General features: G+C 37.5%; 22 protein-coding genes and 1 pseudogene. 18 read left to right on the top strand and 5 right to left on the bottom strand.

Annotation, left to right across the window (positions count from 1 at the left end):
• Positions 1-402 (top strand): annotated as a pseudogene (locus Q0K35_RS10900) (hypothetical protein); the annotation flags it as partial.
• A 55-nt stretch (positions 403-457) separates the two neighbouring features.
• Here Q0K35_RS10900 and Q0K35_RS10895 read toward each other — a convergent pair.
• Entirely contained in the window at positions 458-2362 is a 1905-nt protein-coding gene (locus tag Q0K35_RS10895) for an aconitate hydratase (RefSeq protein ID WP_294562891.1), read from the bottom strand.
• A gap of 100 nt (positions 2363-2462) precedes the next feature.
• Here Q0K35_RS10895 and Q0K35_RS10890 point away from each other — a divergent pair, with 100 nt between their 5' ends.
• From Q0K35_RS10890 to Q0K35_RS10870, 5 genes are all read left to right on the top strand, one after another.
• A complete protein-coding gene (locus tag Q0K35_RS10890; RefSeq protein ID WP_294562890.1) occupies positions 2463-3785 on the top strand; it encodes a citrate synthase in 1323 nt (440 codons plus the stop codon).
• Positions 3782-4783 (top strand): isocitrate/isopropylmalate dehydrogenase family protein, encoded by a 1002-nt coding sequence (locus Q0K35_RS10885; protein WP_294562889.1) that lies wholly within the window; start codon positions 3782-3784, stop codon positions 4781-4783. The genes Q0K35_RS10890 and Q0K35_RS10885 overlap by 4 nt, the downstream gene beginning before the upstream one ends.
• A gap of 106 nt (positions 4784-4889) precedes the next feature.
• Positions 4890-5393 carry a hypothetical protein gene (locus tag Q0K35_RS10880; protein ID WP_294562888.1) on the top strand — a complete coding sequence of 168 codons (504 nt, stop codon included), beginning with the start codon at positions 4890-4892 and terminating at the stop codon, positions 5391-5393.
• Between the two features lie 144 nt (positions 5394-5537).
• Positions 5538-7430: a molecular chaperone HtpG gene (htpG, locus tag Q0K35_RS10875; protein ID WP_294562887.1), complete on the top strand. Its 1893-nt coding sequence runs from the start codon at positions 5538-5540 to the stop codon at positions 7428-7430.
• Positions 7431-7537: 107 nt separating this feature from the next.
• Positions 7538-7957, top strand: coding sequence for a hypothetical protein (locus Q0K35_RS10870; protein ID WP_294562886.1), 420 nt, complete (start codon positions 7538-7540; stop codon positions 7955-7957).
• 51 nt (positions 7958-8008) lie between these two features.
• On the opposite strand, the gene Q0K35_RS10865 is transcribed toward Q0K35_RS10870, so the two are convergent.
• The gene (locus tag Q0K35_RS10865; RefSeq protein WP_294562885.1) at positions 8009-9913 is read right to left on the bottom strand and encodes a PTS sugar transporter subunit IIA; all 1905 of its coding nucleotides are present in this window, start codon (positions 9911-9913) and stop codon (positions 8009-8011) included.
• Positions 9914-10064: 151 nt separating this feature from the next.
• Between Q0K35_RS10865 and Q0K35_RS10860 the strand changes: the two genes are divergently transcribed.
• The 5 genes from Q0K35_RS10860 (at position 10065) to tpx (ending at position 14477) form a co-directional block, all read left to right on the top strand.
• Complete coding sequence (locus tag Q0K35_RS10860) at positions 10065-10385, top strand: PTS lactose/cellobiose transporter subunit IIA (protein WP_294562884.1); 321 nt, start codon at positions 10065-10067, stop codon at positions 10383-10385.
• A 1-nt stretch (position 10386) separates the two neighbouring features.
• A complete protein-coding gene (locus tag Q0K35_RS10855; RefSeq protein ID WP_294562883.1) occupies positions 10387-10698 on the top strand; it encodes a PTS sugar transporter subunit IIB in 312 nt (103 codons plus the stop codon).
• A gap of 1 nt (position 10699) precedes the next feature.
• Positions 10700-11956, top strand: a complete 1257-nt coding sequence (locus Q0K35_RS10850) for a PTS transporter subunit EIIC (RefSeq protein ID WP_294562882.1) — start codon at positions 10700-10702, stop codon at positions 11954-11956.
• The gene (locus Q0K35_RS10845) at positions 11949-13856 is read left to right on the top strand and encodes an FAD-dependent oxidoreductase (RefSeq protein WP_294562881.1); all 1908 of its coding nucleotides are present in this window, start codon (positions 11949-11951) and stop codon (positions 13854-13856) included. The genes Q0K35_RS10850 and Q0K35_RS10845 overlap by 8 nt, the downstream gene beginning before the upstream one ends.
• A 123-nt stretch (positions 13857-13979) precedes the next feature.
• Positions 13980-14477, top strand: coding sequence for a thiol peroxidase (gene tpx, locus Q0K35_RS10840; protein ID WP_294562880.1), 498 nt, complete (start codon positions 13980-13982; stop codon positions 14475-14477).
• Between the two features lie 7 nt (positions 14478-14484).
• On the opposite strand, the gene Q0K35_RS10835 is transcribed toward tpx, so the two are convergent.
• Positions 14485-15546 carry a branched-chain amino acid aminotransferase gene (locus Q0K35_RS10835; protein WP_294562879.1) on the bottom strand — a complete coding sequence of 354 codons (1062 nt, stop codon included), beginning with the start codon at positions 15544-15546 and terminating at the stop codon, positions 14485-14487.
• 77 nt (positions 15547-15623) lie between these two features.
• A complete protein-coding gene (locus tag Q0K35_RS10830) occupies positions 15624-15986 on the bottom strand; it encodes a hypothetical protein (RefSeq protein ID WP_294562878.1) in 363 nt (120 codons plus the stop codon).
• Positions 15987-16147: 161 nt separating this feature from the next.
• Between Q0K35_RS10830 and Q0K35_RS10825 the strand changes: the two genes are divergently transcribed.
• From Q0K35_RS10825 to Q0K35_RS10810, 4 genes are read left to right on the top strand one after another with little or no spacing between them, the layout of a single operon-like run.
• Positions 16148-17881 carry an ABC transporter ATP-binding protein/permease gene (locus Q0K35_RS10825; protein WP_294562877.1) on the top strand — a complete coding sequence of 578 codons (1734 nt, stop codon included), beginning with the start codon at positions 16148-16150 and terminating at the stop codon, positions 17879-17881.
• Positions 17878-19521: an ABC transporter ATP-binding protein gene (locus tag Q0K35_RS10820; protein ID WP_294562876.1), complete on the top strand. Its 1644-nt coding sequence runs from the start codon at positions 17878-17880 to the stop codon at positions 19519-19521. The genes Q0K35_RS10825 and Q0K35_RS10820 overlap by 4 nt, the downstream gene beginning before the upstream one ends.
• Positions 19521-19796, top strand: coding sequence for a nitrous oxide-stimulated promoter family protein (locus tag Q0K35_RS10815; RefSeq protein ID WP_294562875.1), 276 nt, complete (start codon positions 19521-19523; stop codon positions 19794-19796). The genes Q0K35_RS10820 and Q0K35_RS10815 overlap by 1 nt, the downstream gene beginning before the upstream one ends.
• A 1-nt stretch (position 19797) precedes the next feature.
• A complete protein-coding gene (locus tag Q0K35_RS10810) occupies positions 19798-20172 on the top strand; it encodes a YbaN family protein (RefSeq protein ID WP_294562874.1) in 375 nt (124 codons plus the stop codon).
• Here the strand turns inward: Q0K35_RS10810 and Q0K35_RS10805 are convergent.
• The gene (locus Q0K35_RS10805) at positions 20169-20960 is read right to left on the bottom strand and encodes a metallophosphoesterase (RefSeq protein ID WP_294562873.1); all 792 of its coding nucleotides are present in this window, start codon (positions 20958-20960) and stop codon (positions 20169-20171) included. The two genes, Q0K35_RS10810 and Q0K35_RS10805, sit on opposite strands and share 4 nt — an antisense overlap.
• A gap of 325 nt (positions 20961-21285) precedes the next feature.
• On the opposite strand from Q0K35_RS10805, the gene Q0K35_RS10800 reads away from it, so the two are divergent.
• From Q0K35_RS10800 to Q0K35_RS10790, 3 genes are all read left to right on the top strand, one after another.
• A complete protein-coding gene (locus tag Q0K35_RS10800; protein ID WP_294562872.1) occupies positions 21286-21969 on the top strand; it encodes a peptidoglycan-binding domain-containing protein in 684 nt (227 codons plus the stop codon).
• 151 nt (positions 21970-22120) lie between these two features.
• Positions 22121-22276: a hypothetical protein gene (locus Q0K35_RS10795; protein WP_294562871.1), complete on the top strand. Its 156-nt coding sequence runs from the start codon at positions 22121-22123 to the stop codon at positions 22274-22276.
• 144 nt (positions 22277-22420) lie between these two features.
• Positions 22421-22816 carry a secondary thiamine-phosphate synthase enzyme YjbQ gene (locus Q0K35_RS10790; protein WP_294562870.1) on the top strand — a complete coding sequence of 132 codons (396 nt, stop codon included), beginning with the start codon at positions 22421-22423 and terminating at the stop codon, positions 22814-22816.
• Position 22817 lies beyond the last annotated feature (1 nt).

Below are 22817 nucleotides of genomic sequence, written 5' to 3'. Positions count from 1 at the left end.
GGGGAAACATGTGAGGAAGAAAAATATTTTGATAAGCAGCAGATCCTTGTGTTATACTTAGGATATAAGGAAAGCGAAAAAGTATCAATGAATATCTTACGGGTGATGGCAGATAATATGTCATCAGAAGAGAAGATAGAAAGACTGAAGAAGTATGATGTAAAGCTAACGTGGAAAGAGGAAGAGGAGGTCAGCCGGATGTGTGATTATGGTGCATATGTAGAGAGCATAGGGATTGAAAAGGGCTTAAAGCAGGGAATTGAAAGTAAAACCATTGAAGCTATCCAAAGTCTGACAAAGACCTTGAAGCTAAGTGTTGATGAAGCGATGGATGCCTTACAGATACCTGTGGAAGAAAAAAGTTATTATCTGAAATTATTGAATGAAAAAACAGATGCATGATCATGTATTATGTATAAAATAAAGCAGTGATATCAATGGATACCACTGCTTTTGTCTATTTAAGTGTGTTTAATAATCCGCCATGTTCAAGAATATTGATCTGTTCTTCATTATAAGGAAGAAGCATTTGATAAGTTTTGTTTTTTGTGACGTTTTGAACTTCAATCACTGAATTTGGTTTTAGATCATGTAAATCCGTAAAGCGTAATTCATCATTTTCATCGATCGTATCATAGTCCGCTTCATCTTTAAAAATACATGGCAGGATACCAAAGTTGATCAGATTTGCCTGATGAATGCGGGCAAAGCTTTTAGCCAGGACAGCTTTGATACCTAAATACATAGGAGCTAAAGCAGCATGCTCACGAGAAGAGCCCTGACCATAGTTTTGTCCTGCGACAATGAAACCACCCTTGTTTTTTAAACAGTCATCATGGAAAGAAGCTTTCTGATTCATGAAACAGAATTCAGATATTTTTTCGATATTGCTCCGATAAGGAAGGATCTTGGCTCCTGCCGGCATGATATCATCAGTCGTGATATTATCGCCTACTTTGATGATCACTTTTTTAAAAAGAGTATCTTCAAGCGGCGTGTTGACCGGAAGCGGTTTGATATTCGGGCCTCGTACGATCTCTACATCTTTTGAACAGCTTGGATAAATGATATTTTCATCATGGATCGTATAAGTATCTAAATCCTTGGCGCATTCATAATCACATTCACGTGGATCGCTGATTACACCCTGAATGGCACTATAAGCCGCTGTTTCACAGGATACAAGACCTATCTTGGCACTAAGGGTTCCGCTTCGGCCATAAAAATTACGGTTAAATGTCCTTAGTGAGAAAGCATTGGTAGCCGGGGATTGACCCATACCGATGCAAGGCCCGCAAGTACACTCTAACAGCCGTACCCCACTTTCAAGGATCGGTGTCAGCTGATTGTTTTCTGAGAGCATGCAAAGCACCTGTTTGCTGCCGCAAGAAAGGGAAGCAGAAACGTTGGGATGAATGACATGTCCCTTTAAGATATTTGAAACGGTGGCAATATCTAAATAAGAAGAATTGGTGCATGAACCGATATTCACTTGTTGGATAGGAGTGCCAACCATGCTTTTTACGGTAACCACATTGTCAGGCATATGTGGCAGTGCTATAAGTGGTTCAAGCTCATTGAGATCAATGACATATTCTTCATCATAGGTAGCATTCTCATCCGCCTTTATTTCCACAAAATCTTTTTCACGGTGCTGTTTCTTCAAAAATTCATACGTTTTTTCATCACTTGGAAAGATCGAGCTGGTCGCACCTAATTCAGCACCCATATTCGTGATCGTTGCCCGCTGTGGAATGCTGAGTGTCGCAACACCTTCACCGGTATATTCAATGATCTTTCCTACTCCGCCTTTAACACTCAGCATTGAAAGCACCTTCAAAATGATATCTTTGGCAGCAACACCTTTTTGAAGCCTTCCCTTCAGCTCCATCTTTACGATTTTCGGCATGACGATCTGAAAAGGACGTCCTGCCATAGCTGCCGCGACATCCAAGCCTCCGGCTCCCATTGCCAGCATTCCCATTCCTCCTGCTGTCGGCGTATGGGAATCACTGCCTAACAATGTTTTAGCGGGAATGGCAAAGCGTTCTAAATGTACCTGATGACAGATACCGTTTCCTGCTTTTGAAAAGACGATGCCATAACGATCGGCAACACTTTGTAAATAAGCATGATCATCGGCATTTTCAAAACCGTTTTGAAGCGTGTTGTGATCGATATAACTGACAGACAATTCCGTTTTTACGCGATCGATCCCAATGCTTTCCAGTTGCAGATAAGCCATCGTTCCTGTCGCATCCTGTGTTAATGTCTGATCGATTTTGATTTTAATCGGTTCTCCGGCACGCATTTCACCACTGATTAAATGCTGTGCAAGTATTTTTTCACTGACTGTGTTCATCCTATCACCTCTCCATGATTATAACACAGTTTTCATTGAAACAAGACATTAAATGTAATATAATGAAAATAATTGAAACATTAATGAAACAGGTGATGAAATGGAAAATACTTTAAAAAAGATATTAGAAGAGGCAATTGAAGAAAACAGAATCGACAATGAACTATATTCGCTTTATAATGTGAAAAAAGGTCTGCGAAATGAAGATCATACAGGTGTATTGGTAGGCCTGACACAGATTGCTGATGTAGTCGGTTATGAAAGAATCGGTAATGAAAAGATCGAATGTGAAGGAAGGCTTTATTATCGCGGTTATGAAATCCGTGATCTGATGAGAATCTTTGATTTCTATCATCATCGCGGTTTTGAACAATGTTCCTTTTTACTTCTGTTCGGACATCTTCCAAGTGATGAAGAAATGGACCTTTTTTTAGACAATTATCGGCAGAATACCGCATTGCCGCGAGATTTCTTAGAATTAAATATCTTAAGGATGCCGGGAAAAAATCTGATGAATAAGATCCAGCAGGCCATTTTGATGCTTTATGCATATGATGAGAAAGCCGATGATATCTCTCCTTATAATACATTGATGCAAGGCTTAAGCCTTATGGCAAAAATGCCAAGCATCATTGCATATTCATATCAGACAAAGATTCATAATTTTGATGATCAGTCATTGATCATCCATCGTGTCCTGCCTGATGAAAGTATCTCCGAAACGATATTGCGGCTTACTCGAAGTGATGGCAAATATACGCATACTGAAGCAGAAGTGCTGGACAGCATGTTGGTGCTCCATGCGGATCATGGCGGCGGTAATAACTCGACCTTTACCAATGTCGTCATCTCTTCAACAGGAACCGATTTATACTCATCAATGGCAGGCAGCGTGGGTGCTTTGAAAGGTCCAAGACATGGCGGGGCAAATCAGGCAGTCATTAAGATGATGAAGGCCGTCATTGAAGAAATCGGTTATTGTGAAGATGAGTCCGTAATCAAAAGACTCATACAACGAATCGTCGATAAAGAATTTTACGATGGTAAAGGATTGGTATATGGCATGGGACATGCCGTCTATACGCTTTCTGATCCAAGAAGCTGTATTTTACAGGAAAAAGCCGCGGTATTGGCCAAGGAAAAAGGGATGGAGAAGGAATTTGCTTTCTATCAGCGCTTTGAAAAGTGTGCCAAAGAAGTCTTATGGGAAAAGAAGCATAAGCATGTTTCCAGCAATATTGATTTTTACAGTGGTCTTGTCTATGAAATGTTGAATATTCCATTTGAATTAGCTGCTCCGCTGTTTGTATGTGCCAGAATGGTCGGATGGCTGGCACATAACATTGAAGACAAGTGCTACTGTAATAAGATCGTACGTCCGGCAACAAAATACGTAGGAAAGATAAAAGAGGTAGAAAGATGAAAAAAGTAACATTGTTTAAAGGGGATGGCATTGGTCCTGAAATTTGTGCCCAGGTCAAACGGGTCATTGAAGCGAGTCAGGCAGCAATTGAATTTGAAGAATTTAATGTAGGAGAAGCAGAATATTATGCGCATGGTGCTTTGATACCACAAGCAGCCTTTGATTCCATAGAACGGAATAAGGTCATTTTGAAAGCACCGATCACGACACCTGTCGGTAAAGGATTTCGCAGCTGTAACGTTCAGCTTCGTGAAAGATATGATCTTTATGCCAATATCCGTCCGGCTAAAAATCTTCCAAATGTCAAAAGTCCTTTTGATCATGTAGATATGGTGATCTTTAGAGAAAATACAGAGGATTTATATGTCGGTAAAGAAGAGAAAATTGATGAAAATACGGTTTATGCAACCAAGATCATTACTCGCAGATGTTCTGAAAGGATCATTCGGGCAGCTTTTGATTATGCGCTTGAACATAAGCGTAAAAAAGTCAGCTGTATTCATAAGGCCAATATTTTAAAGATGAGCGATGGTTTGTTTTTATCGGTTTTTCATGAAATCAGCAAAGAATATCCGTCGATTGAGGCAGATGCTTATATCGTAGACAATGCCTGTATGCAGATGGTCATGCATCCTGAAAAATTTGATGTCATGGTCATGCCGAATTTATACGGTGATATATTAAGCGATCTGGCAAGCGGTCTGATCGGCGGCTTAGGGTTTTTGCCAAGTGCCAATATCGGAAAAGACGTGGCGATGTTTGAAGCGGTTCACGGAAGTGCTCCGGATATTGCCGGACAAAATAAGGCCAATCCGACAGCCTTGCTTTTAAGTGCCTGCATGATGCTGGAATATTTAGGAGAAGAAGAGAAGGCGCAGATGATTCGAAATGCGATCAATCAAGTACTTGAAGAAGGAAAGATACGGACTCAGGATTGCGGTGGTCATGCATCAACAAGTGAATTTACGGAAGCAATTATTGAAAAGCTTTATATATAAATGAAAAAATTAACAAATTGTAGAATAATTGTTTGAAAATAATTGCTTTTCGAATGTAAAAGTTATAGAATTGTATCCGTGTGGATAACACAGGAGGAGATACAGAATGAAAAAATTTTTATCAGCTTTAGCATTGCTTTTGGTTGTTGCTGGTTGTAGCAATGCTCCGGCAGAAAATGGAAATTCATCAAAAGAAGATCAATCAGCAGCTATTACGACCTTAGATGCCGCAACATTTGCGAAGGAACTGGAATCAACTGAAACTGTAAAATTTTATGTAAATGATCCGGAAGATACTTCAGTTACTTTGGCAGAAGGGGAATTTGATGCAGATACTGCTGATGCTAAGAAAGAAGTTGCAGATACGATCTCATCTTTGGATCTTAAAGAAGCTGACGATCAGAAAAAAGTTTATGGAACACCATTGTTCATTGTTGATTTAAATGCCGTTTCAGCTCCAAATTATGCACGCTTTGCAGTATTTGAAGATGTTGTGGTCATTCAGACAAAAGATAAATTTGTTAACTATACATTAGATGATGCTTCAGAAGAAGCAATCAATACATTAACTGATAGTCTGGTTGCAACATTTGCTCCTGAAGAAGAGTAATCCTCTTCTTCTTTTTTTATGAAAAATTATTAAAATTAAAAAAATTAGCACTCTTAGCATAAAAGTGCTTGCATATTTAAAAAAGTGGAGTATAATACTATTAGCACTAGAATGTTTAGAGTGCTAAAGGAGGATGAGGTAATTATGAGTCGCAACAAACAATTTAAAGCTGAATCTAAAAGATTGCTTGATTTGATGATCAATTCAATTTATACACATAAGGAGATTTTTTTAAGAGAGTTGATTTCTAATGCGAGTGATGCCCTTGACAAACTCAATTATCTTTCTTTCAATGAAGAAGGAATTGACAGAGAAAACTTAAAGATTAAAATCAGTACGGATGAACAAAATAAAACGATCATGATCAGTGATAATGGTATCGGTATGAATGAAAGCGAGCTGGAAGAGAATCTTGGTACGATTGCTAAGAGCGGTTCACTGGCATTTAAACAGGAGCTTGATGAAAATAAGAAAGATGATGTTGATATCATCGGACAATTCGGTGTCGGCTTCTATGCAGCGTTCATGGTCGCAAAAGAAGTTGTCGTAGAAAGTAAAAAATACAATGAAGAGAAGGCTTATCGCTGGATCAGTGATGGCAGCAGCGGCTATCGTATCGAAGAGTGTGATAAGGCAGATCGCGGTACAACGATTACATTATTCTTGAAGGATGATACAAAGGAAGAAAATTATTCTGATTTTGCGAAACAGTTTAAGATTGAAACCCTAGTGAAGAAGTATTCGGATTATATCCGTTATCCGATCACGATGATGGTATCCAGATATGAGGGTGAAGGCGATGACAAACAGTTAGTCGTAGAAGAAAAGACCTTAAATTCAATGGTTCCTTTATGGAAGAGAAAGAAATCAGAAATCAAGGATGAGGAATATAATGAATTTTATAAGAGTAAATTCAATGATTATGCCGATCCTCAAAAGGTCATTCATACACATGTAGAAGGTGCTGTTACCTTTGATGCGCTTTTATTCATTCCAAGTCATGCACCTTATAACTATTATTCGCAGGATTATGAAAAAGGTTTACAGTTGTATTCCAGCGGTGTATTCATCATGGATAAAGCGAGCGATCTGATTCCGGAACATTTCCGCTTTGTCAGAGGTCTGGTTGATTCTCAGGATCTGAGCCTGAATATTTCACGTGAAATGCTTCAACATGACCGTCAGCTTAAAGTCATGGCTAATCGTATCGAAAAGAAGATCCAGTCTGAATTGAAGAAGATGCTGGCGAATGAACGTGAGGAATATGAAAAGTTCTGGGCCAACTTTGGTTTACAGTTAAAGTATGGTGTCTACAATGATTTTGGTGCACATAAGGATATGCTTGTAGACTTATTGCTGTTTACATCTAGTAAGGAAAAGAAGCTTGTCACTTTGAAAGAATATGTAGAAAGAATGAAGGAAGGACAGGATGTCATCTACTTTGCAAGTGGTGATGATGTCAATAAGATTGATCAATTACCGGCAGCTGAGCTTGTAAAGGATAAAGGTTATGAGATCTTATACTTGACGGATAATGTTGATGAATTTGCTTTGCAGGTACTTCAGGAATATGATTCTAAGAAGTTCAAGAATATCACACAGGGTGATTTGAATCTTGAAAGTGAAGAAGAAAAGAAACAGGTAGAAGAGAAGCAGGAAGAAAATAAGGATTTATTGGAAGCTTTGAAAGAAAGCCTGAAAGATAAGGTCAGCGATGTGAAGCTGTCAACCCGTTTGAAGAGCCATCCTGTATGCTTAAGTGCTGATGAGGGACTTAGCTTTGAGATGGAAAAGGTATTGTCACAGATGCCGGATGGTAATCCTTATGGTATGAAGGCCGTCCGTATTTTGGAAATCAATCCAAACCATGAGATCTTTAAAGCATTGCAGAATGTGTATGCGAAAGATAAGGATAAGATTTCAAAATATGCAGATCTGCTTTATGATCAGGCACTGTTGATCGAAGGCTTTGATCTGGAAGATCCGATTGCCTTCTCAAATGCTGTCTGTGAACTGATGGTTGAAGCAAGTAAATAAAAATCTAAGAGTAAGCATAGACTGATGTGCTTACTCTTTTGTTTATGTTGATTTTACTGTTTTGTGATTGTATATTTTATATAAGAACGATAGAAAGTGGTGAAAACATGGCATTGATGATGAATGACACAGATATGGATCGGATGTTAGAAGAAATCCGACCTAAAGAAGAAACTTATCGTGGCAAGGCATGGGGAACGATATTGGCGGAAACGGCAGAAGTGTTGACGCTTGGAGCTTTCAGCAATACCTACTGTTATCTTGGGGTAAGTGAACATTATCTGGTCATAGCAATCGTCGGGACATTAAATATTGATAGGATCAAAGATAAAGTGTGTCTGCCATTTGAAGAGATCGAGAGTGTTTCGATCAAACGTGGAATCATTCCATCACAGCGTATTATAAAAATAAAAGGAAAGGATATCAAACTGAAAATATCATTAGTGAATAATCATTTCACGACAAAAGTAAAAAATCAGAAAGAGGGAATGAAAGAAATCATAACAGTATTAGAAAAACTAAAATAAACCTATTACGTAAAGGCAATAGGTTTATTTATCAGTGTATGAATAAGATCATTATTTATCGCTACATAATTCTGTCAGTTTATTGATAAAGAAATCATAATCTTGAATTTTAAGCAAGTCAGTTAAAGATTTATCATCTACAAGAACATCTGTGATATGATCAAAGATTTCTTTAAAATCAGATAAATCTTTTTTTGTTAATGCTAATGTGATGATCATGACAACTTTTCTTTGGTTTTTCCAAATGATTCCATGAGGTGCGATCCAGATTGAAATAGCAGATTGTATTGCTATTGGTTCTAATGGGTGTGGGATGGCTATTTGATCATATGCACTTGAATAAAGACACTCTCGTTGAACAAGCATATCATAGAATTTTTCTGGAACATACCCTTCCTTATACAAATTTTGAGTAATTATTTTTAAAATATTTTCCCAGTCAAGATTTTCATTTTTGTCGTAATAGAAAAATTGCGGCTTGAGAAAATGAGTAAGTGTATCTTTGAATCTTTTTTTCTGATATTCTCTTTTCTTTTGTGTCAAAATCGTCGAAATAGAAGTCTTATCTTTTTCTGTAAATAATGGAGTGATATACAGATAAGGATATGGAAGAATCTGATCATGCTTGATAGCGGCTAAGACGATATCGATATGATCAGGCAAAGTCATCGGAAAATCATGCAATATGATCGCTACCATCAAATCTGGAAATGTGTCTTGCAATCTGTTTTTTAAATATATTTCTAAATTTTGATAGTCTGGACAAATCAGCAAAACCTTTAAAGGAGCTGTCTGTGTCATTTCTTCATTGAAGGAAAGAATAAGGTGGATGGCAATATAGGCAATCTCATCTTCTGAAAGACGTATTTGACATTTTTTGGAAATGATTCCTGCAATAAAAATCGCAACATCATAAATATAAAAATGTTTTTTAATTTCATGAATCATCGGATTCATGATTTTGATATGATGTTGAAGTCGGAAAAGCAGATTTTTCATATGAACATAAAATCGCAGTTTTAAATGTTCATTATCTAAGGAGAAATGATAAGTGTCCTTTAATTCTTTTTCAATTTCTTTAAGCAAGATCAGAATATCTTGATTAGCATGATTTGTTAGAAAAAGTGCTAAAGAATCATTTTCATCCTTTTGTAAAGATCGGCTGCAAAGCAATAATGCAAAATCGCTGATATCACTGTTAGAAAAAGAAATATGAAGGCTGTTCTCAATCTTATGACAGATTCTTTTAGAAAGTTCCAGACTGTGATAAGGAATATAGGAAGCTTCTTTATCAATTGGTGGATGATCATTATGGCGATGAATGACTATGATGATATGAAGAATAAGATTGAAGATAGAAAAATCATCAAGTATTACATTATTTTCCTGCAAAACTGTTGTGATATCATGCTGGATTGCTAGACAGTCTATATCCGGATAATAGCGTTCGATAATATGATAAGTAAATACAGATTGCTTGATATCATTTATGATGAATGAAGAAATAGCATTACGTTTATTTTTTTCATCGCCTTCCACATAAATTTTGTTTTTATCCATTTTAATTTGTATATGAAAATCGTGAAGAGTTTGATTTATTTTTCTGATTTCACGAATTAAAGTATCTGATGTGATACATAAAGAATCAGCTAAATCTTCTATGAATAAATTTTTTTCATGAATCAGCAATTCTTTGAAAATTAAAAGTGCTCTTTCGTTTTTATTTTGAGGAATTGTTGAGGATTGCATCAATTGTGTAGGGCGTGGATAGCAGGTATAGCCTTTTTGACTAGAGATAATGTTGTATTCTTTACAGCTATTAATATTTTTAATGTATGTTCTAATGCTACGGATGGAATAGCCTAATACTGTTGAAAGCTGGCGTGCCGTCATAGGTTCATCACGGCTTGCGAGGCATTTCAGAATTGCTATCTCTTTAGGTGAATAAGTTGTCATAACTTTCTCCTTTCAAGATTTTATATCAATTAAAATATAAAAGATATCTTTTTTATCTTCAATATCAGTTTTGCACGTGTAGGGTTGCAATATACATTTTGCATGACTTTAATTGTGTTTTATAAAATGTTAACAGAAAGGAGGCAGCAGGATGGATCAAAGTATGGAGTATATTATGCAGATGATCTCGTTTGGCGGAGAAGGTAAAAGTCTTGTCTTACAGGCGCTTCATCATGCGGAGGAAGAGCAGTTTGCTGCTTCATTGGAAAAATTACAAATGGCTCGTGATTCAATAAACAAGGGCAGACAGGCTCATGCAAAAATGTTGACTTATGAGGCAAATCATCAAGATGACTTTAGGGTATCCATGCTTCTATTACATGGTGCAGATTATGTTTCCAATGCCGAAGATATGCTAGAGCTGGCCAATGTGCTGGTCAGAATCATGAAGAAAGAAAAAGGAGAGAGGTAATATGCTGAAAATCGCATTGATTTGTCAATATGGAGCTAGTACAGGCATGTTTGCTTCCAAAATGAGGCAAGCTGCAAAAAAAATGGGGTTAGAAATTGAAACGAAAGCTTTTCCAGATAGTGAATTGGATCAGTTGATCGATCAATGGGATATCATTTTATTAGGACCACAGGTAGGATTTAAAAAAGATGATATTTTAAAACGGTATCCACATTATGAAAAACGTTTATTTGTGATTGATGCTATGGATTTTGGAATGATGAATGGTGAAAAAGTATTAAAAGATATTGTAAATCAACAGGAGGAAAGTTAATATGGATAAAATTATGAATAGTTTGCAGACACATCTTGTTCCAGTTGCTAAAAAGATAGCTGCGAATCGCTATTTGTCTGCATTAAGTGAAACGATGATGATTGTTTTACCATTGATCATGGTTGGTTCGTTTGCTTGCTTATTTGCAAATATTAATATACCTGCTTATCTTGCGTTTTTAAATAGTCAACCGGTTTTGTTGAATGCATTGACAAGCACACAGGCATTTACGGTGAATCTCATTGCAATTTATGTAGTGGTAATCTTAGGTTATAAAGTCGCTAAGAAATTAGAGATTGAACCTTTAACGACCACAATTGCTGTTTTAGCAATCTTTGTAATGCTGATTCCGGCAGAGCTCAATGTTTCAATTTCTTGGGAATGGCTAGGTTACAAAGGAATGATTACTGGAATTTTGGTAGGAATGTTTATACCAACAATGATTAAGTGGATCAAAGATAAAAAAATGATCATTAAAATGCCTGAAAGCGTACCGGAATTTGTATCAGATAGTTTTTCTAGTTTGATTCCGATAGCATTAGTTGTCATTTTCGCACAGGTCATCAATGCAATTGTTGTTATTGCCGGTCAAGGTTCGGTTCACCAGTTTATTTATACTGTTCTGCAAATTCCTTTCCAGCATTTAACAAGCAGTCTTCCGGGAGCAATGATCATCATGTTTGCTTGTACTTTGTTTATGAGCCTTGGAGTGCATGCCAACACTATTCTATATGTGGTTTTCCCAATGTATGTTGCAAATGGAGCAGCGAATCTTCAGGCTTATCAGGCAAAAGAAGCGTTACCGAATATCGTCACCAGCTCTTGGTTCATGCATATTGTGATTGGAGGAGTGGGTTGTGTATTACCATTGATTGTTTTATTAGCTTTCTTTGCGAAAAGCAAACGCTTGAAATCAGTAGGAAAGATTGCCTTAATTCCGAATATCTTCAATATTTCAGAACCTGTTCTTTTTGGAGCACCTATTCTATTTAATCCAATCTTGATGATTCCTTATATAGCAACTTCTGTGTTGAATGTGTTCATTGGTTATATGGCAATTGCTGTAAATCTAGTGCCAAGAATGACTGGAGTAGAAGTTGTTTGGAGCATGCCGGTTGTTTTATCTGGATTTTTAAGCCAAGGCTGGCAGTTTGCTTTACTTCAGGTTATTCTATTCTTTATTGATCTTTTGATTTATTATCCATTTGTAAAAACATATGATCGTATGCTTTTACAGGAAGAGGCTGAAAATGAATAAATATTATCCTTATTTATTTTCACCAATCAGAGTGAAAAATCGTATTTATAAAAATCGTATTGAGGCATCACCAATGGGGGTTGTTCCAACACATCATTTTATTTCTTCTTTTCCGGATTATGGCGGAGTCAGTTTTTATGATAAATCATTAGGTGGTGCAGGAGCATTACACATTATTTCGCATGGCAGTTCTTCTTCTGTTGGCTATATTTCAAATGGCAATGATCCTTTTAGTAAGTATCAGTTAGATATCACTCAAGAACAGATGTCTGTTGGAAAACAGCATGGAGCTATTACTTCTATTTGTTTAGGTTTGGAAACGATGAAAGATAATAAACGAATCGGCCCCTCAACTCTTGTTCAGGATGATAAAAATCTTATAGGAATCTCTCCTGCAGAGATTCATACATATATAGAACGAGTTGCAGATAAAGCATTAAAGGCAAAAAAATTTGGTTTTGATGCGATCTTATTGGATATAGCTCATGATTCTCCGGCAGCCTTGTTTATGGCACCACGATATAATAAAAGAACAGATAATTATGGAGGAAGTCGTGAAAATCGTTTTCGCCTTGCCAAGGAGTTGGTTAAGGCAGTGCGAAAAGCTGTTGGTGAAGATCATATCATTGAATTTCGTCTAAGCGCAGTGTTACATCTTGAAAACAGTTATACGTTTGATGAAATGTTAGCTTTTATCAAAGAGATTGAACAGGATATCGATATTGTGAATATCTGTTCAGGAATGGATGAGGTCATGGAAGGAAATGTACATGCGGTAACTATGATGTTTCAGCCTCATTTAAAAAATGTAGAATTCGCGAAACAGATCAAACAACACTGTAATGTTTTAGTCAGTGTTGGCGGAGCAATCATGTCACCTGATGAGGCTGAAGGAATTTTAGAGCGTAAGGAAGCAGATTTCATCATGCTAGGAAGAGCATTGCTGGCTGATCCGTTCTGGCCGGAGAAAGCAAGAACAGGACGTGAAAAGGATATCGTTCCATGCTTGAGATGTAATTATTGTTATCATATTGCTACAAAACATTTTCAAACCATGTGTTCTGTCAATCCAAGACTTTATCGTGAAAAACGGGTACCTTTGACTTTGAAACAGGCAGAAGTTATAAAAAAGGTTGCTGTTATTGGTGGTGGACCTGCCGGGATGAAAGCAGCGTTAACTGCTGCTCAAAGAGGGCATATAGTGGATCTTTTTGAGAAGGATGAAAGATTGGGTGGACAATTGAATATTATTGAAGGTGCAGGAGTCCACAAACAGGATCTAAAGCGTTATCGCAATTATCTTGTTTATCAGATCGAACATGCCAATATTCAAGTTTATTTGAAAAAAGCTCCGTTAAAAGAGGAACTGAAAGGCTATGATGTGGTAATATTAGCTTTAGGTGCGATTCCTTTTGTTCCAAATATCAAAGGAATCCATCAAAAACATATCCATAATTATATTCAGGGTTATCGTGATAATCAAAAAATGGGTGATAAAGTCGTAATCATTGGAGGTGGCAGTATCGGAGTTGAACTTGCTGTTGAACTTTCTGAGAAGGGAAAAACAGTGAGTATTATAGAGAAAAGTGATGAATTAGCAGCTGCTTCAAATCTTCTTTATAAAGCAGGACTCAAAGAAGCGCTTAAAGATCTTCCGATTCAACTCTTTATGAATGCTGATGTTACATGTATCTATGAAAACAATGTTGAATTTATGCAGAATGATGAGCTTCATCAGATTCCATTCGATGATGTAATTATTGCCTGTGGAACACGTTCGGTCGATGCTTTCGATTATATGGATGCTGCAGAAGAAGTTTATATGATCGGAGATTGCAAGAAACCCGGAAAGGTTTTAGAAGCAACACAGGAAGCTTATTTTATTGCTTCAAATCTTTAATTGTATGAAAAACTCTATGTGTTTGGTTACATCATAGGGTTTTTTAGTATGTAAGATGGGCATATGAATGGGTATTTTTCACTAAATGGTATATAGTTAAGATATAGAAAAGAGGTTACTGTTATGAAAGTAAAATTTAAAGGTGAATATACACCGCTTAGTGAGAATATAAAGGAAAAGGATCATTTGGGTGAATTTATCGTTGTAGATTCAAATATGAATGAAATTAAAAGCAATGATCTAAAAGGAATCAAGATCATTCTTACTGTACCGAGCGTCGATACTTCGGTATGTTCACGTGAATTGGCACATTTTATTGATTTATTAAAGGATGAGGAAATTACCTTCCTTTCTGTATCCATGGATCTGCCTTTTGCATTGGATCGCTGGTGCCAGAGTCATGCTGCTGAAAATATCATTGCCGCAAGTGATTTCAGATATCATGATTTTGCGGATGTAAGCGGATTGATCATGCCGGAAATCGGTTTGTTTTCAAGAAGCGTGTTGCTTGTTGATGAAAATAATATCGTTCGCTATTTAGAAATTGTTGAAGATGTTTCCAATGAACCTGATTATGAAAAGGTCATGAATCAATTACAATCATTGAAAAAAAGTGCCTAGGCACTTTTTATTTGACTCTTCTTGTCCAACCATAAATATCTTCAGCTTCTCCCCACTGAATAGATGAGAGCGTGTCATAAAGAAGATGGGTGATTTGACCGATTTTGTGATCATTGATGATGACATTTTGATCTTTATAAAGCAATTCACCGATCGGTGTGATCAGGGCAGCTGTACCACAGCCAAATGCCTCGCTGAGGCGGCCTTCCTGAGCAGCCTCCATTAAGAAATCGATATCCAGCTTTTCTTCTTTGACTTCGATATGCTGGTCTTTGAGAATATGAAGGATAGAATCACGGGTCACACCCGGAAGGATGGAGCCTGTAAGAGGAGCGGTATAAACACTGCCATCAATGACAAACATCACATTCATCGTTCCTACTTCTTCGACATATTTTCTTTCGATGCCATCCAGCCATAATACCTGATCGTAACCCAGCTTTTTGGCTTTGCTTTGGGCAATGATGCTGGAAGCATAATTACCTCCGCATTTCACATTCCCGGTACCTCCGATGACTGCTCTGACATATTCATCTTCGACATAGATCTTCACCGGTTCCAGACCGTTTTTATAATAAGAAGCAGATGGTGAAGCGATAATGACAAACTGATAGCTTTCAGAGGCGTGAACACCTACTCCGGCCTCAGAGGCAAACATAAATGGACGAATATACAGGCTGGTGCCTTTTTTTGAAGGTATCCAGTCTTTTTCTATCCTTACAAGGGCTTCTATTGCTTCCACAAAATCTTTTTCCGGAATAAGAGGCATACATAATCTTTGATTAGAATTCATCATGCGGCGTGCATTCATTTCCGGACGGAATAGCAGGATCTCACCTTGACTTGTTTTATAAGCTTTTAATCCCTCAAAGGTTTCCTGTGCATAATGAAGAACCATGCTGGCCGGATCCATGTGAATGGGTGCATATGGAATGATGCGGGCATCATGCCAGTGATGATCATCATAATTCATGACAAACATATAATCCGTAAAATACTTCCCAAAGCCTAAATGCTCAAAATCGGGTTTTTCTTTTAAAACTGCTCTTTTCTCAAATCTGATTTCCATAGTTCCTCCAAAAAAAAGACACTACTTCCTTTGTAGCGCCTTTGCTGATAACATTATAGAAAAATAACAGATGCTTGTCAATATTGCTTTGTTACTCTCATCCAAGTAGTCGTAACTCTTTTTGGATTTTCTTCTTCTACGATCGTTTTTCTTTCCATAGAAAGATTCTTACAATTTCTTTGACTCATATCTTCATTGCAGCGCCAATCAATATTACCATTCTCATACATATCACGACTTTCATCATCTTCAAAATTCATTTCATCATCCATGCTGTTCATTTCGTCAAGAAGGGCATCCATATCAAATTCATCATCATTCTCATCATCCATGACATAAGAAGAATTAACAGGCAGATCATCCTTAAAATCATAAGGTGAAATATCCTCAGGTTTCCACATGCGTGCTTGCTTCGGTGCTTCCATATAAACTTTTTCCATTTGTACTCTTCCTTTCGCTTTATACTATGTATGTCTTTGTCTTTGGTTCTTCAGTTAGCCTTGACAAACATTTGAAACTCCTTTATACTATGTTAGACAATACTAACAAAAGTATATTTTTTTTTGCTTTATATGTTATATTCGGCTAACAAGGAGGTACTATGATCAATAAGCGACTGATACGGGAAATGAAAGGTTCTCTTGCCTTTATTTACAAAAATGTGCTGATGCAATGGATCATGCTGATTTTGAATATCATCATGATGATGCTGATTGCAATGACACTGGAAGGCCTGCTTAGGAATGTGCTGGTGATGAATCAGATGATGCTTTATCTTACAGGTGTGATCGTGATCGTTGCGCTGCGTTTTATGCTTTCTAAGAAAAGTGTGATGTATGGCTATGATGCGTCCAAGGAGGTTAAAAAAATCCTCCGTGAAAAGATCTTAACAAAGCTGAATGAGATAGGCAGCGGCTATCATCAAAGAATTGCCACGTCAACGCTCGTGCAGATGTGTGTGGAGGGTATCGATCAGTTAGAAATTTACTATGGTTCCTATCTTTCACAATTTATGTACAGCATATTGGCACCTTTGACTTTATTTGCTGTCTTAGCTTTTGTGAATTTTAAGGTTGCTCTGATCCTTTTTATCTGTGTGCCGTTGATTCCGATTACGATCATTCTTGTCAGCAAGTTAGCTAAGCGGCTGTTAAGTAAATATTGGGGTCAATATACGACGCTGGGAGATAGCTTTTTAGAGAATCTTGAGGGATTGACCACACTTAAAATATATCAGGCGGATGGTTATAAGCATGAAAAGATGAATGAAGAGGCAGAGAAATTTCGTAAGGTAACGATGAAGGTATTAACGATGCAGCTTAATTCAATTACGATCATGGATCTGATTGCTTATGGTGGTGCAGGTATCGGCATGATGGTTGCGTTGTTTGAATATCAAAGTGGAGCTGTTTCCATCGCTGAATGTATCCTGATCATCTTATTGTCAGCTGATTTTTTCATTCCGATGCGTACGCTGGGCTCATTGTTTCATGTCGCAATGAATGGAATAGCAGCAAGTGACCGATTATTTTGCTTCTTAGATGAAGAGGTAGAAGAAGATGGTACGATCAGTGATATCAAGGCTGATCAGAGCATTTATCTGGATCATGTCAGCTTTGCTTATGAAAAAGACCAAAATGTCTTAAATGACATCGTTATGGAAATTAAGCCACATCAGATGACAAGCATCGTTGGTGAAAGCGGCTGTGGAAAGAGTACGATCTCATCTTTGTTGATGAAAGAGATGAAGATCGATCATGGCCGAATTCTGGTAGGAGATGAGGATATGGCTCATTTTTCAAGAAAGGCATGGATGAAGAAAATAACTTATCTTTCAAGCAACGCCTTGCTTTTCAAAGGGACGGTGCGTGAGAACCTTTTGATGGCAAAGAAAGATGCCGGTGATGATGAGATGATCGATGTTTTGAAGAAAGTGAAGATTTATGACTTTTTGGAAGGTGAGCAAGGATTAGATACACCTATACTTGAAAATGGCAGTAATTTATCAGGGGGCCAGTGTCAGCGTATTGCATTTGCCAGGGCCCTGTTGCATGACAGTGAGATCTATATTTTTGATGAAGCAACTTCTAATATTGATGTGGAAAGTGAAAACGATCTGATGAAGCTGGTGGAAGAAATGAAAGATGAAAAAACGATCCTCTTGATTTCACATCGTTTGATGAATGTTGTTAAGAGCGATCAGATCTATGTGATGGAAAAGTCAAGAATCGTTGAAAAAGGTACACATGAGGAATTGCTGGGGCAGGAAGGTACTTATAAAAATTTATGGGAGAGCCAGAAAAAACTGGAAGCCTTGAAGGGGAGGTCATTATGAAAAAAAACAGTGTGAGTGTCTTATTCAAGCTGATCGTTTTGGTCAAGCCTCTGCTTGCCTATATGGTCTTAGCCATCATCTTAGGCGTGCTTGGTTTTATCTGTGCTAATTTTTTGACTGTCGTGGCTGCTATCGGTTTATTGAAGCTCATCCGGCAGGAAGCTGTATCACAGGTCATATTTGTATTGTTGCTTTTTGCTTTTGCCCGCGGCTTTTTACGATATGGTGAACAGACTTGCAATCATTATATTGCTTTCAAGCTTTTAGCCTTGATTCGTGATCGGGTGTTTGGCGCATTAAGAAGGCTGGCTCCTGCCAAGCTGGAAGGTAAGGATAAGGGAAATCTGATTTCAATTATCACAAGCGATATTGAGCTTTTGGAAGTGTTTTATGCTCATACGATCTCACCTGTCATGATTGCCATGGTCATGATCGTTGTCATGATGATCTTTTTTGGAATCTTTCATCCTTTATTAGCCTTATATGCTTTACTGTCCTATGTCCTTGTCGGTCTTGTAATACCGTTATGGATACATCATCGCTATGGCAGCTTAGGTAATCAGGTTCGTCATGAATCAGGTTTGTTATCAAGTTTTGTGCTTGAAAATCTGCGTGGACAGAAAGAAATCATTCAATATGATGCTTTCGAAGAAAAGCTTTCCCAGTTGAAAGAGCGCAGTGAACATTTATCCGTTATTGAAAAGAAGATGAAAGAGGTTCAGGCAGAAAATACCTCACTGAGTTCTTCAGCTATCATTCTTCTTTCGATCGGGATGATCGTTTTCTCCATAATGCTTGTATCTGAAAACATGCTGACCACACAACAGGCCGTCATTGTCAGTGTAGCGATGTTTTCATCCTTTTCACCGTTTCTTACGCTTGCTAATCTGGCAAGCACGATCCAACCGACGATTGCTGCTGCTTCACGTGTGTTAGAAATTTTAGACGAAAAGCCGCAGATCATTGAAAATGAAACAGGTGAAGCCATCAATGGCAAAGAAATTAAGATCGATCAGGTTTCATTCAGTTATGAACATGATGAGATATTAAAGGACGTAAGTCTTCATATATCCGAAAATGAGGTAATCGGTATTGTCGGTAAAAGCGGCAGTGGTAAGAGTACCTTACTAAAATTGCTGATGCGTTTTTGGGACAGTGATCGAGGTGAGATCAGGATCGATCAAAAAGCCATTGACCAGATCAAAACACAGTCACTACGTGATCATGAAAGCTATATGACGCAGAAAACACATCTCTTTCATGATTCTATTTTAAATAATATTAAGATCGCAAAGCTGGACGCAACTTTAGAAGAGGTACAAAAAGCTTGTAAGAAAGCCAGCATCCATGATTTTATCATGAGCCTTCCTAAGGGCTATGACACCCCTGTCAGTGAGTGTGGTGATTCGTTAAGCGGCGGTGAGAAACAGCGCATCGGACTGGCAAGAGCTTTTCTTCATGACGGAGCTGTCATGCTTTTGGATGAACCGACAAGCAATTTGGATTCATTGAATGAAAAAATTATCTTAAAGGCATTGATGGAACAGACTTCCAAGATCATCCTCTTAGTATCTCACCGTCCTTCAACGACCAGCTGGTGTGATCGGATGATTTCTATGGAAAATGGGAGAGTGAGCTGATGAATAAGAATGCTATCGTTATTCAAATGATCGATCTTTATTATAAAAAAAGAGGCGGTGTGCAGTGTGAAGAATGTGTCGAATTAAAAAAATATGCACAATACCGCTTAGAAAAGTGTCCGTTTAAGGAAAAAAATATGTTTTGTTCAAAATGTAGCATTCATTGTTATCAGCCTGACAAAAAGGAACAAATCAAAAAAGTCATGCGTTATTCAGGTCCAAGGATGTTGTTCTATCATCCTCTTCTAACGATCAGACATTTTATCGGAGGTTAATATGAAAATCGTTTATTTTATTGTCGGAGTCATTGCTTTAGCCATCGGAGCTATCGGTGCGGTGTTACCTTTGCTGCCATCATTTCCATTTCTTCTGTTAAGTGCCATTTGCTTTGCGAAAAGCTCAAGAAAGATGCATGACTGGCTTGTAGAAACAAAGATGTATAAAAAAGTGGTCGTTCCGTTAAGAGATGAAAAGAAAATGACCTTGAAAAACAAAATCAAGATCATGGTCTTAGTAACAGCTTTGATGAGCATTGGCTTTGTGATGATGGATGAAGTGCTGATCGGACAGATCGTATTAGTATGCGTATGGCTCTTTCATATGTATTATTTCATATTCAAAATCAAGACAAAGAAAGCAGAGAATCTTTAAGACTCTCTGTTTTTGTTTATATCCATGACGATCGCCTGCGGACGATTAAAGATACGTGGAATGGCAACCATCGTACCGATTCCTCTGCTGACGATCATCTTAGTGTTTCCCTTTTGATAGATACCATTTGTATATTTGGGGAAAAGACCCTGGTCCGGGGCAAATATGCCTTGATTGATCAAAGGAATCTGCCATTGGCCGCCATGAGCATGACCGGCAAAGATCAGATCGATATCATAAGTATCCAACTTATCAAAGACTTCAGGCTGATGCATGAGAAGAATGTTGAAATCAGACGCGTTTCTTCTGATCGTGCTCTTGCTGACATCACCATAGCGGATAACAGCTTCATCCAAGCCCAAGATCTTGATGTTGTCCTTGAAACATACGCTTTGATTTTTATCAAGGATGACGATATGGTTTTGAATCATCTGCTCATAAAAGGCATTTCTTTTTTCTGCCTTCATGGCCAGCTCATGATTTCCATCAATATAATAAGCAGGAATATTCGTAAGTGTTTTAAAAAAATCAACAGCATTCATATAGTTATTCCTTACGACAAAATCTCCTGTTAAAAGAACGAGGTCTGGTTTTGTATCCTTTACGATCTTTTTTAATTGTTCAATGAATATTTGATTGTTATGAAGATCACTGATATGAAGGATCCTTAAAGAAGTTTCAATCTTTGATGATGGAAGATCATAGTGTGTGAGTTCAATCCTATAATTGCTCCAGGTATAGTAGATCAAAACCACCAATACGATCATGATTCCTGCGATAATTTCCATAAAAGGCCTCCTTCATAAAGAATATTTAATCATTCCGTTTCTGAAATCAATATATTCTTTGGTATCCTTGAATATTACCATAGACCTCACAGATAAACAAATTAAAAGACTTGATTTCATAAAAGCTCTTATCGTTTATGATCATGAAAGATGAAAATGATGAAATTTATGTGATAAATTTGTAGTTTTGATTTTGCTTTTCTTCTGTTTTCTTTGAAAACATAAAGCAGCTTTTTATGATATATATATAAATTCTTTTCAATATGAATGTATATTCAAGATTCACATATTCATTTTTTAATCATAAATTAGAGTGGAGGCTCTTATGACAAAAATACTTGTTTATGATGAATCAGATAACAAAATGTTGACTTTAAATCGTGATGAAAACAGTCCGATGCCTTATTCTTATGAGCGAACGTTATTAGTGAGAGAATTCCGTGGTTCCTCTCGCAGCTCTCTTTTATATACGACAACACGGGCCATGGAAGCGTGGAATGCGACAAGAAGGACCTACGGTTCAGGAATTCCGGTAGGCTATGCTTTTAAACGTATTTGGGAAGGCGGGCATGGCCAGCAGTCCCAGCATTATGCAGGCGTATCCTTTGATGTCGGTCAGCGCTTAAGTCAAACTCAGCGTAATCGTATCCATCAGGTAGCAACTAATTTAGGTGTTTGGGGTTATGTAGAACCATTAAGCATGACACCGACATGGGTTCATTTTGACAGAAGATATGGGAGAGGTGCCTGTAATCCGGGCAGTGGTTATCCATTGCTTAGGATGGGGGATACTTCTACCTATGTCATTATTCTTCAGGATGCATTAAATGCTCTTGGTTATAGTACCAAGTATCTGGATGGTATCTTTGGAACACAGACACGAAATGCTTTGATTTCCTATCAACGAAACAATTCTTTAAGTGCCGATGGTATTGCCGGATGCAATACATGGCGTAAGCTTGTCAGCATGGTCGTAGGTATTGGGCGAACACCGACGGTGATCGATTGAGGTCTGAAAGGACCTCTTTTATTTATATTAAGGAAATATACTGAAAGTTGCCGATGAAACGTGTATAATGATGTTAGTTGTCCGGGGAAAATATCATATTATACCCAAAGCAAATTAGCGATATGAGCTGTAAAAGAAATTTCTTCTTGTCATGAAAAGCAGTCTGTTGCGGCATGAAATTTATGATATCCCGGAAAATGATTACCGTGCGTATCGTCAGTTATGGATGAGAGTATGTGCAGCATCACAGGTGGAAAATCAGTGGTCTTATGTAGCTTTTACTGAACAGATGGAACATTTACCATAACAAACTGATGAAAAAGGCTCTGAAAGAAAGGTTTATGAAAAGAGAAATAAGTGTATTGGATGTTTCGAATCTGACGTTAGCACAGTGTGTCGAATATGCTGATCAATGGATCATGAGTAAAATTAAAGAAAGTGAGGAAATAAGATGAGTTTAGTGAAGCATGAAATTAAAACTGAGCGTAGACAGCAACTAATCAATATTACAGAAATGGTTGAAAAAGATTTAGATATTAAAGAAGGTATCTGTGTTGTTTATACGGTACATACGACTTGTGGCATCAGTGTTAATGAGAATGCCGATCCGGCTGTATGCAACGATATGGTCTATGGTTATGAAAAGGTATTTCCTACCAATGATGATTTTTATCATCATGCAGAGGGAAATTCAGCGGCTCATATGAAAAGCAGTGCTTTTGGCTGTAATCAGACATTTATTGTTCATGAAGGAAAGCTGGTTTTAGGTATCTGGCAGGGTATTTATTTTTGTGAATTTGACGGACCGCGCCATCGCAGCTTTTATGTGAAGACAATTGAAGGATAGT

Source organism: uncultured Traorella sp. (genome assembly GCF_944327115.1).
Taxonomy (GTDB): domain Bacteria; phylum Bacillota_I; class Bacilli_A; order Erysipelotrichales; family Erysipelotrichaceae; genus Traorella.
This window is presented reverse-complemented; position numbering and strand designations above follow the sequence as displayed.

What these genes read in the sequence shown, in the direction of transcription:
- Q0K35_RS10895 (WP_294562891.1), bottom strand. Translation starts at nt 2,362, where the DNA reads ATGAACACAGTCAGTGAAAAAATACTTGCACAGCATTTAATCAGTGGT.
- Q0K35_RS10890 (WP_294562890.1), top strand. Translation starts at nt 2,463, where the DNA reads ATGGAAAATACTTTAAAAAAGATATTAGAAGAGGCAATTGAAGAAAAC.
- Q0K35_RS10885 (WP_294562889.1), top strand. Translation starts at nt 3,782, where the DNA reads ATGAAAAAAGTAACATTGTTTAAAGGGGATGGCATTGGTCCTGAAATT.
- Q0K35_RS10880 (WP_294562888.1), top strand. Translation starts at nt 4,890, where the DNA reads ATGAAAAAATTTTTATCAGCTTTAGCATTGCTTTTGGTTGTTGCTGGT.
- htpG (WP_294562887.1), top strand. Translation starts at nt 5,538, where the DNA reads ATGAGTCGCAACAAACAATTTAAAGCTGAATCTAAAAGATTGCTTGAT.
- Q0K35_RS10870 (WP_294562886.1), top strand. Translation starts at nt 7,538, where the DNA reads ATGGCATTGATGATGAATGACACAGATATGGATCGGATGTTAGAAGAA.
- Q0K35_RS10865 (WP_294562885.1), bottom strand. Translation starts at nt 9,913, where the DNA reads ATGACAACTTATTCACCTAAAGAGATAGCAATTCTGAAATGCCTCGCA.
- Q0K35_RS10860 (WP_294562884.1), top strand. Translation starts at nt 10,065, where the DNA reads ATGGATCAAAGTATGGAGTATATTATGCAGATGATCTCGTTTGGCGGA.
- Q0K35_RS10855 (WP_294562883.1), top strand. Translation starts at nt 10,387, where the DNA reads ATGCTGAAAATCGCATTGATTTGTCAATATGGAGCTAGTACAGGCATG.
- Q0K35_RS10850 (WP_294562882.1), top strand. Translation starts at nt 10,700, where the DNA reads ATGGATAAAATTATGAATAGTTTGCAGACACATCTTGTTCCAGTTGCT.
- Q0K35_RS10845 (WP_294562881.1), top strand. Translation starts at nt 11,949, where the DNA reads ATGAATAAATATTATCCTTATTTATTTTCACCAATCAGAGTGAAAAAT.
- tpx (WP_294562880.1), top strand. Translation starts at nt 13,980, where the DNA reads ATGAAAGTAAAATTTAAAGGTGAATATACACCGCTTAGTGAGAATATA.
- Q0K35_RS10835 (WP_294562879.1), bottom strand. Translation starts at nt 15,546, where the DNA reads ATGGAAATCAGATTTGAGAAAAGAGCAGTTTTAAAAGAAAAACCCGAT.
- Q0K35_RS10830 (WP_294562878.1), bottom strand. Translation starts at nt 15,986, where the DNA reads ATGGAAAAAGTTTATATGGAAGCACCGAAGCAAGCACGCATGTGGAAA.
- Q0K35_RS10825 (WP_294562877.1), top strand. Translation starts at nt 16,148, where the DNA reads ATGATCAATAAGCGACTGATACGGGAAATGAAAGGTTCTCTTGCCTTT.
- Q0K35_RS10820 (WP_294562876.1), top strand. Translation starts at nt 17,878, where the DNA reads ATGAAAAAAAACAGTGTGAGTGTCTTATTCAAGCTGATCGTTTTGGTC.
- Q0K35_RS10815 (WP_294562875.1), top strand. Translation starts at nt 19,521, where the DNA reads ATGAATAAGAATGCTATCGTTATTCAAATGATCGATCTTTATTATAAA.
- Q0K35_RS10810 (WP_294562874.1), top strand. Translation starts at nt 19,798, where the DNA reads ATGAAAATCGTTTATTTTATTGTCGGAGTCATTGCTTTAGCCATCGGA.
- Q0K35_RS10805 (WP_294562873.1), bottom strand. Translation starts at nt 20,960, where the DNA reads ATGGAAATTATCGCAGGAATCATGATCGTATTGGTGGTTTTGATCTAC.
- Q0K35_RS10800 (WP_294562872.1), top strand. Translation starts at nt 21,286, where the DNA reads ATGACAAAAATACTTGTTTATGATGAATCAGATAACAAAATGTTGACT.
- Q0K35_RS10795 (WP_294562871.1), top strand. Translation starts at nt 22,121, where the DNA reads ATGAAAAGCAGTCTGTTGCGGCATGAAATTTATGATATCCCGGAAAAT.
- Q0K35_RS10790 (WP_294562870.1), top strand. Translation starts at nt 22,421, where the DNA reads ATGAGTTTAGTGAAGCATGAAATTAAAACTGAGCGTAGACAGCAACTA.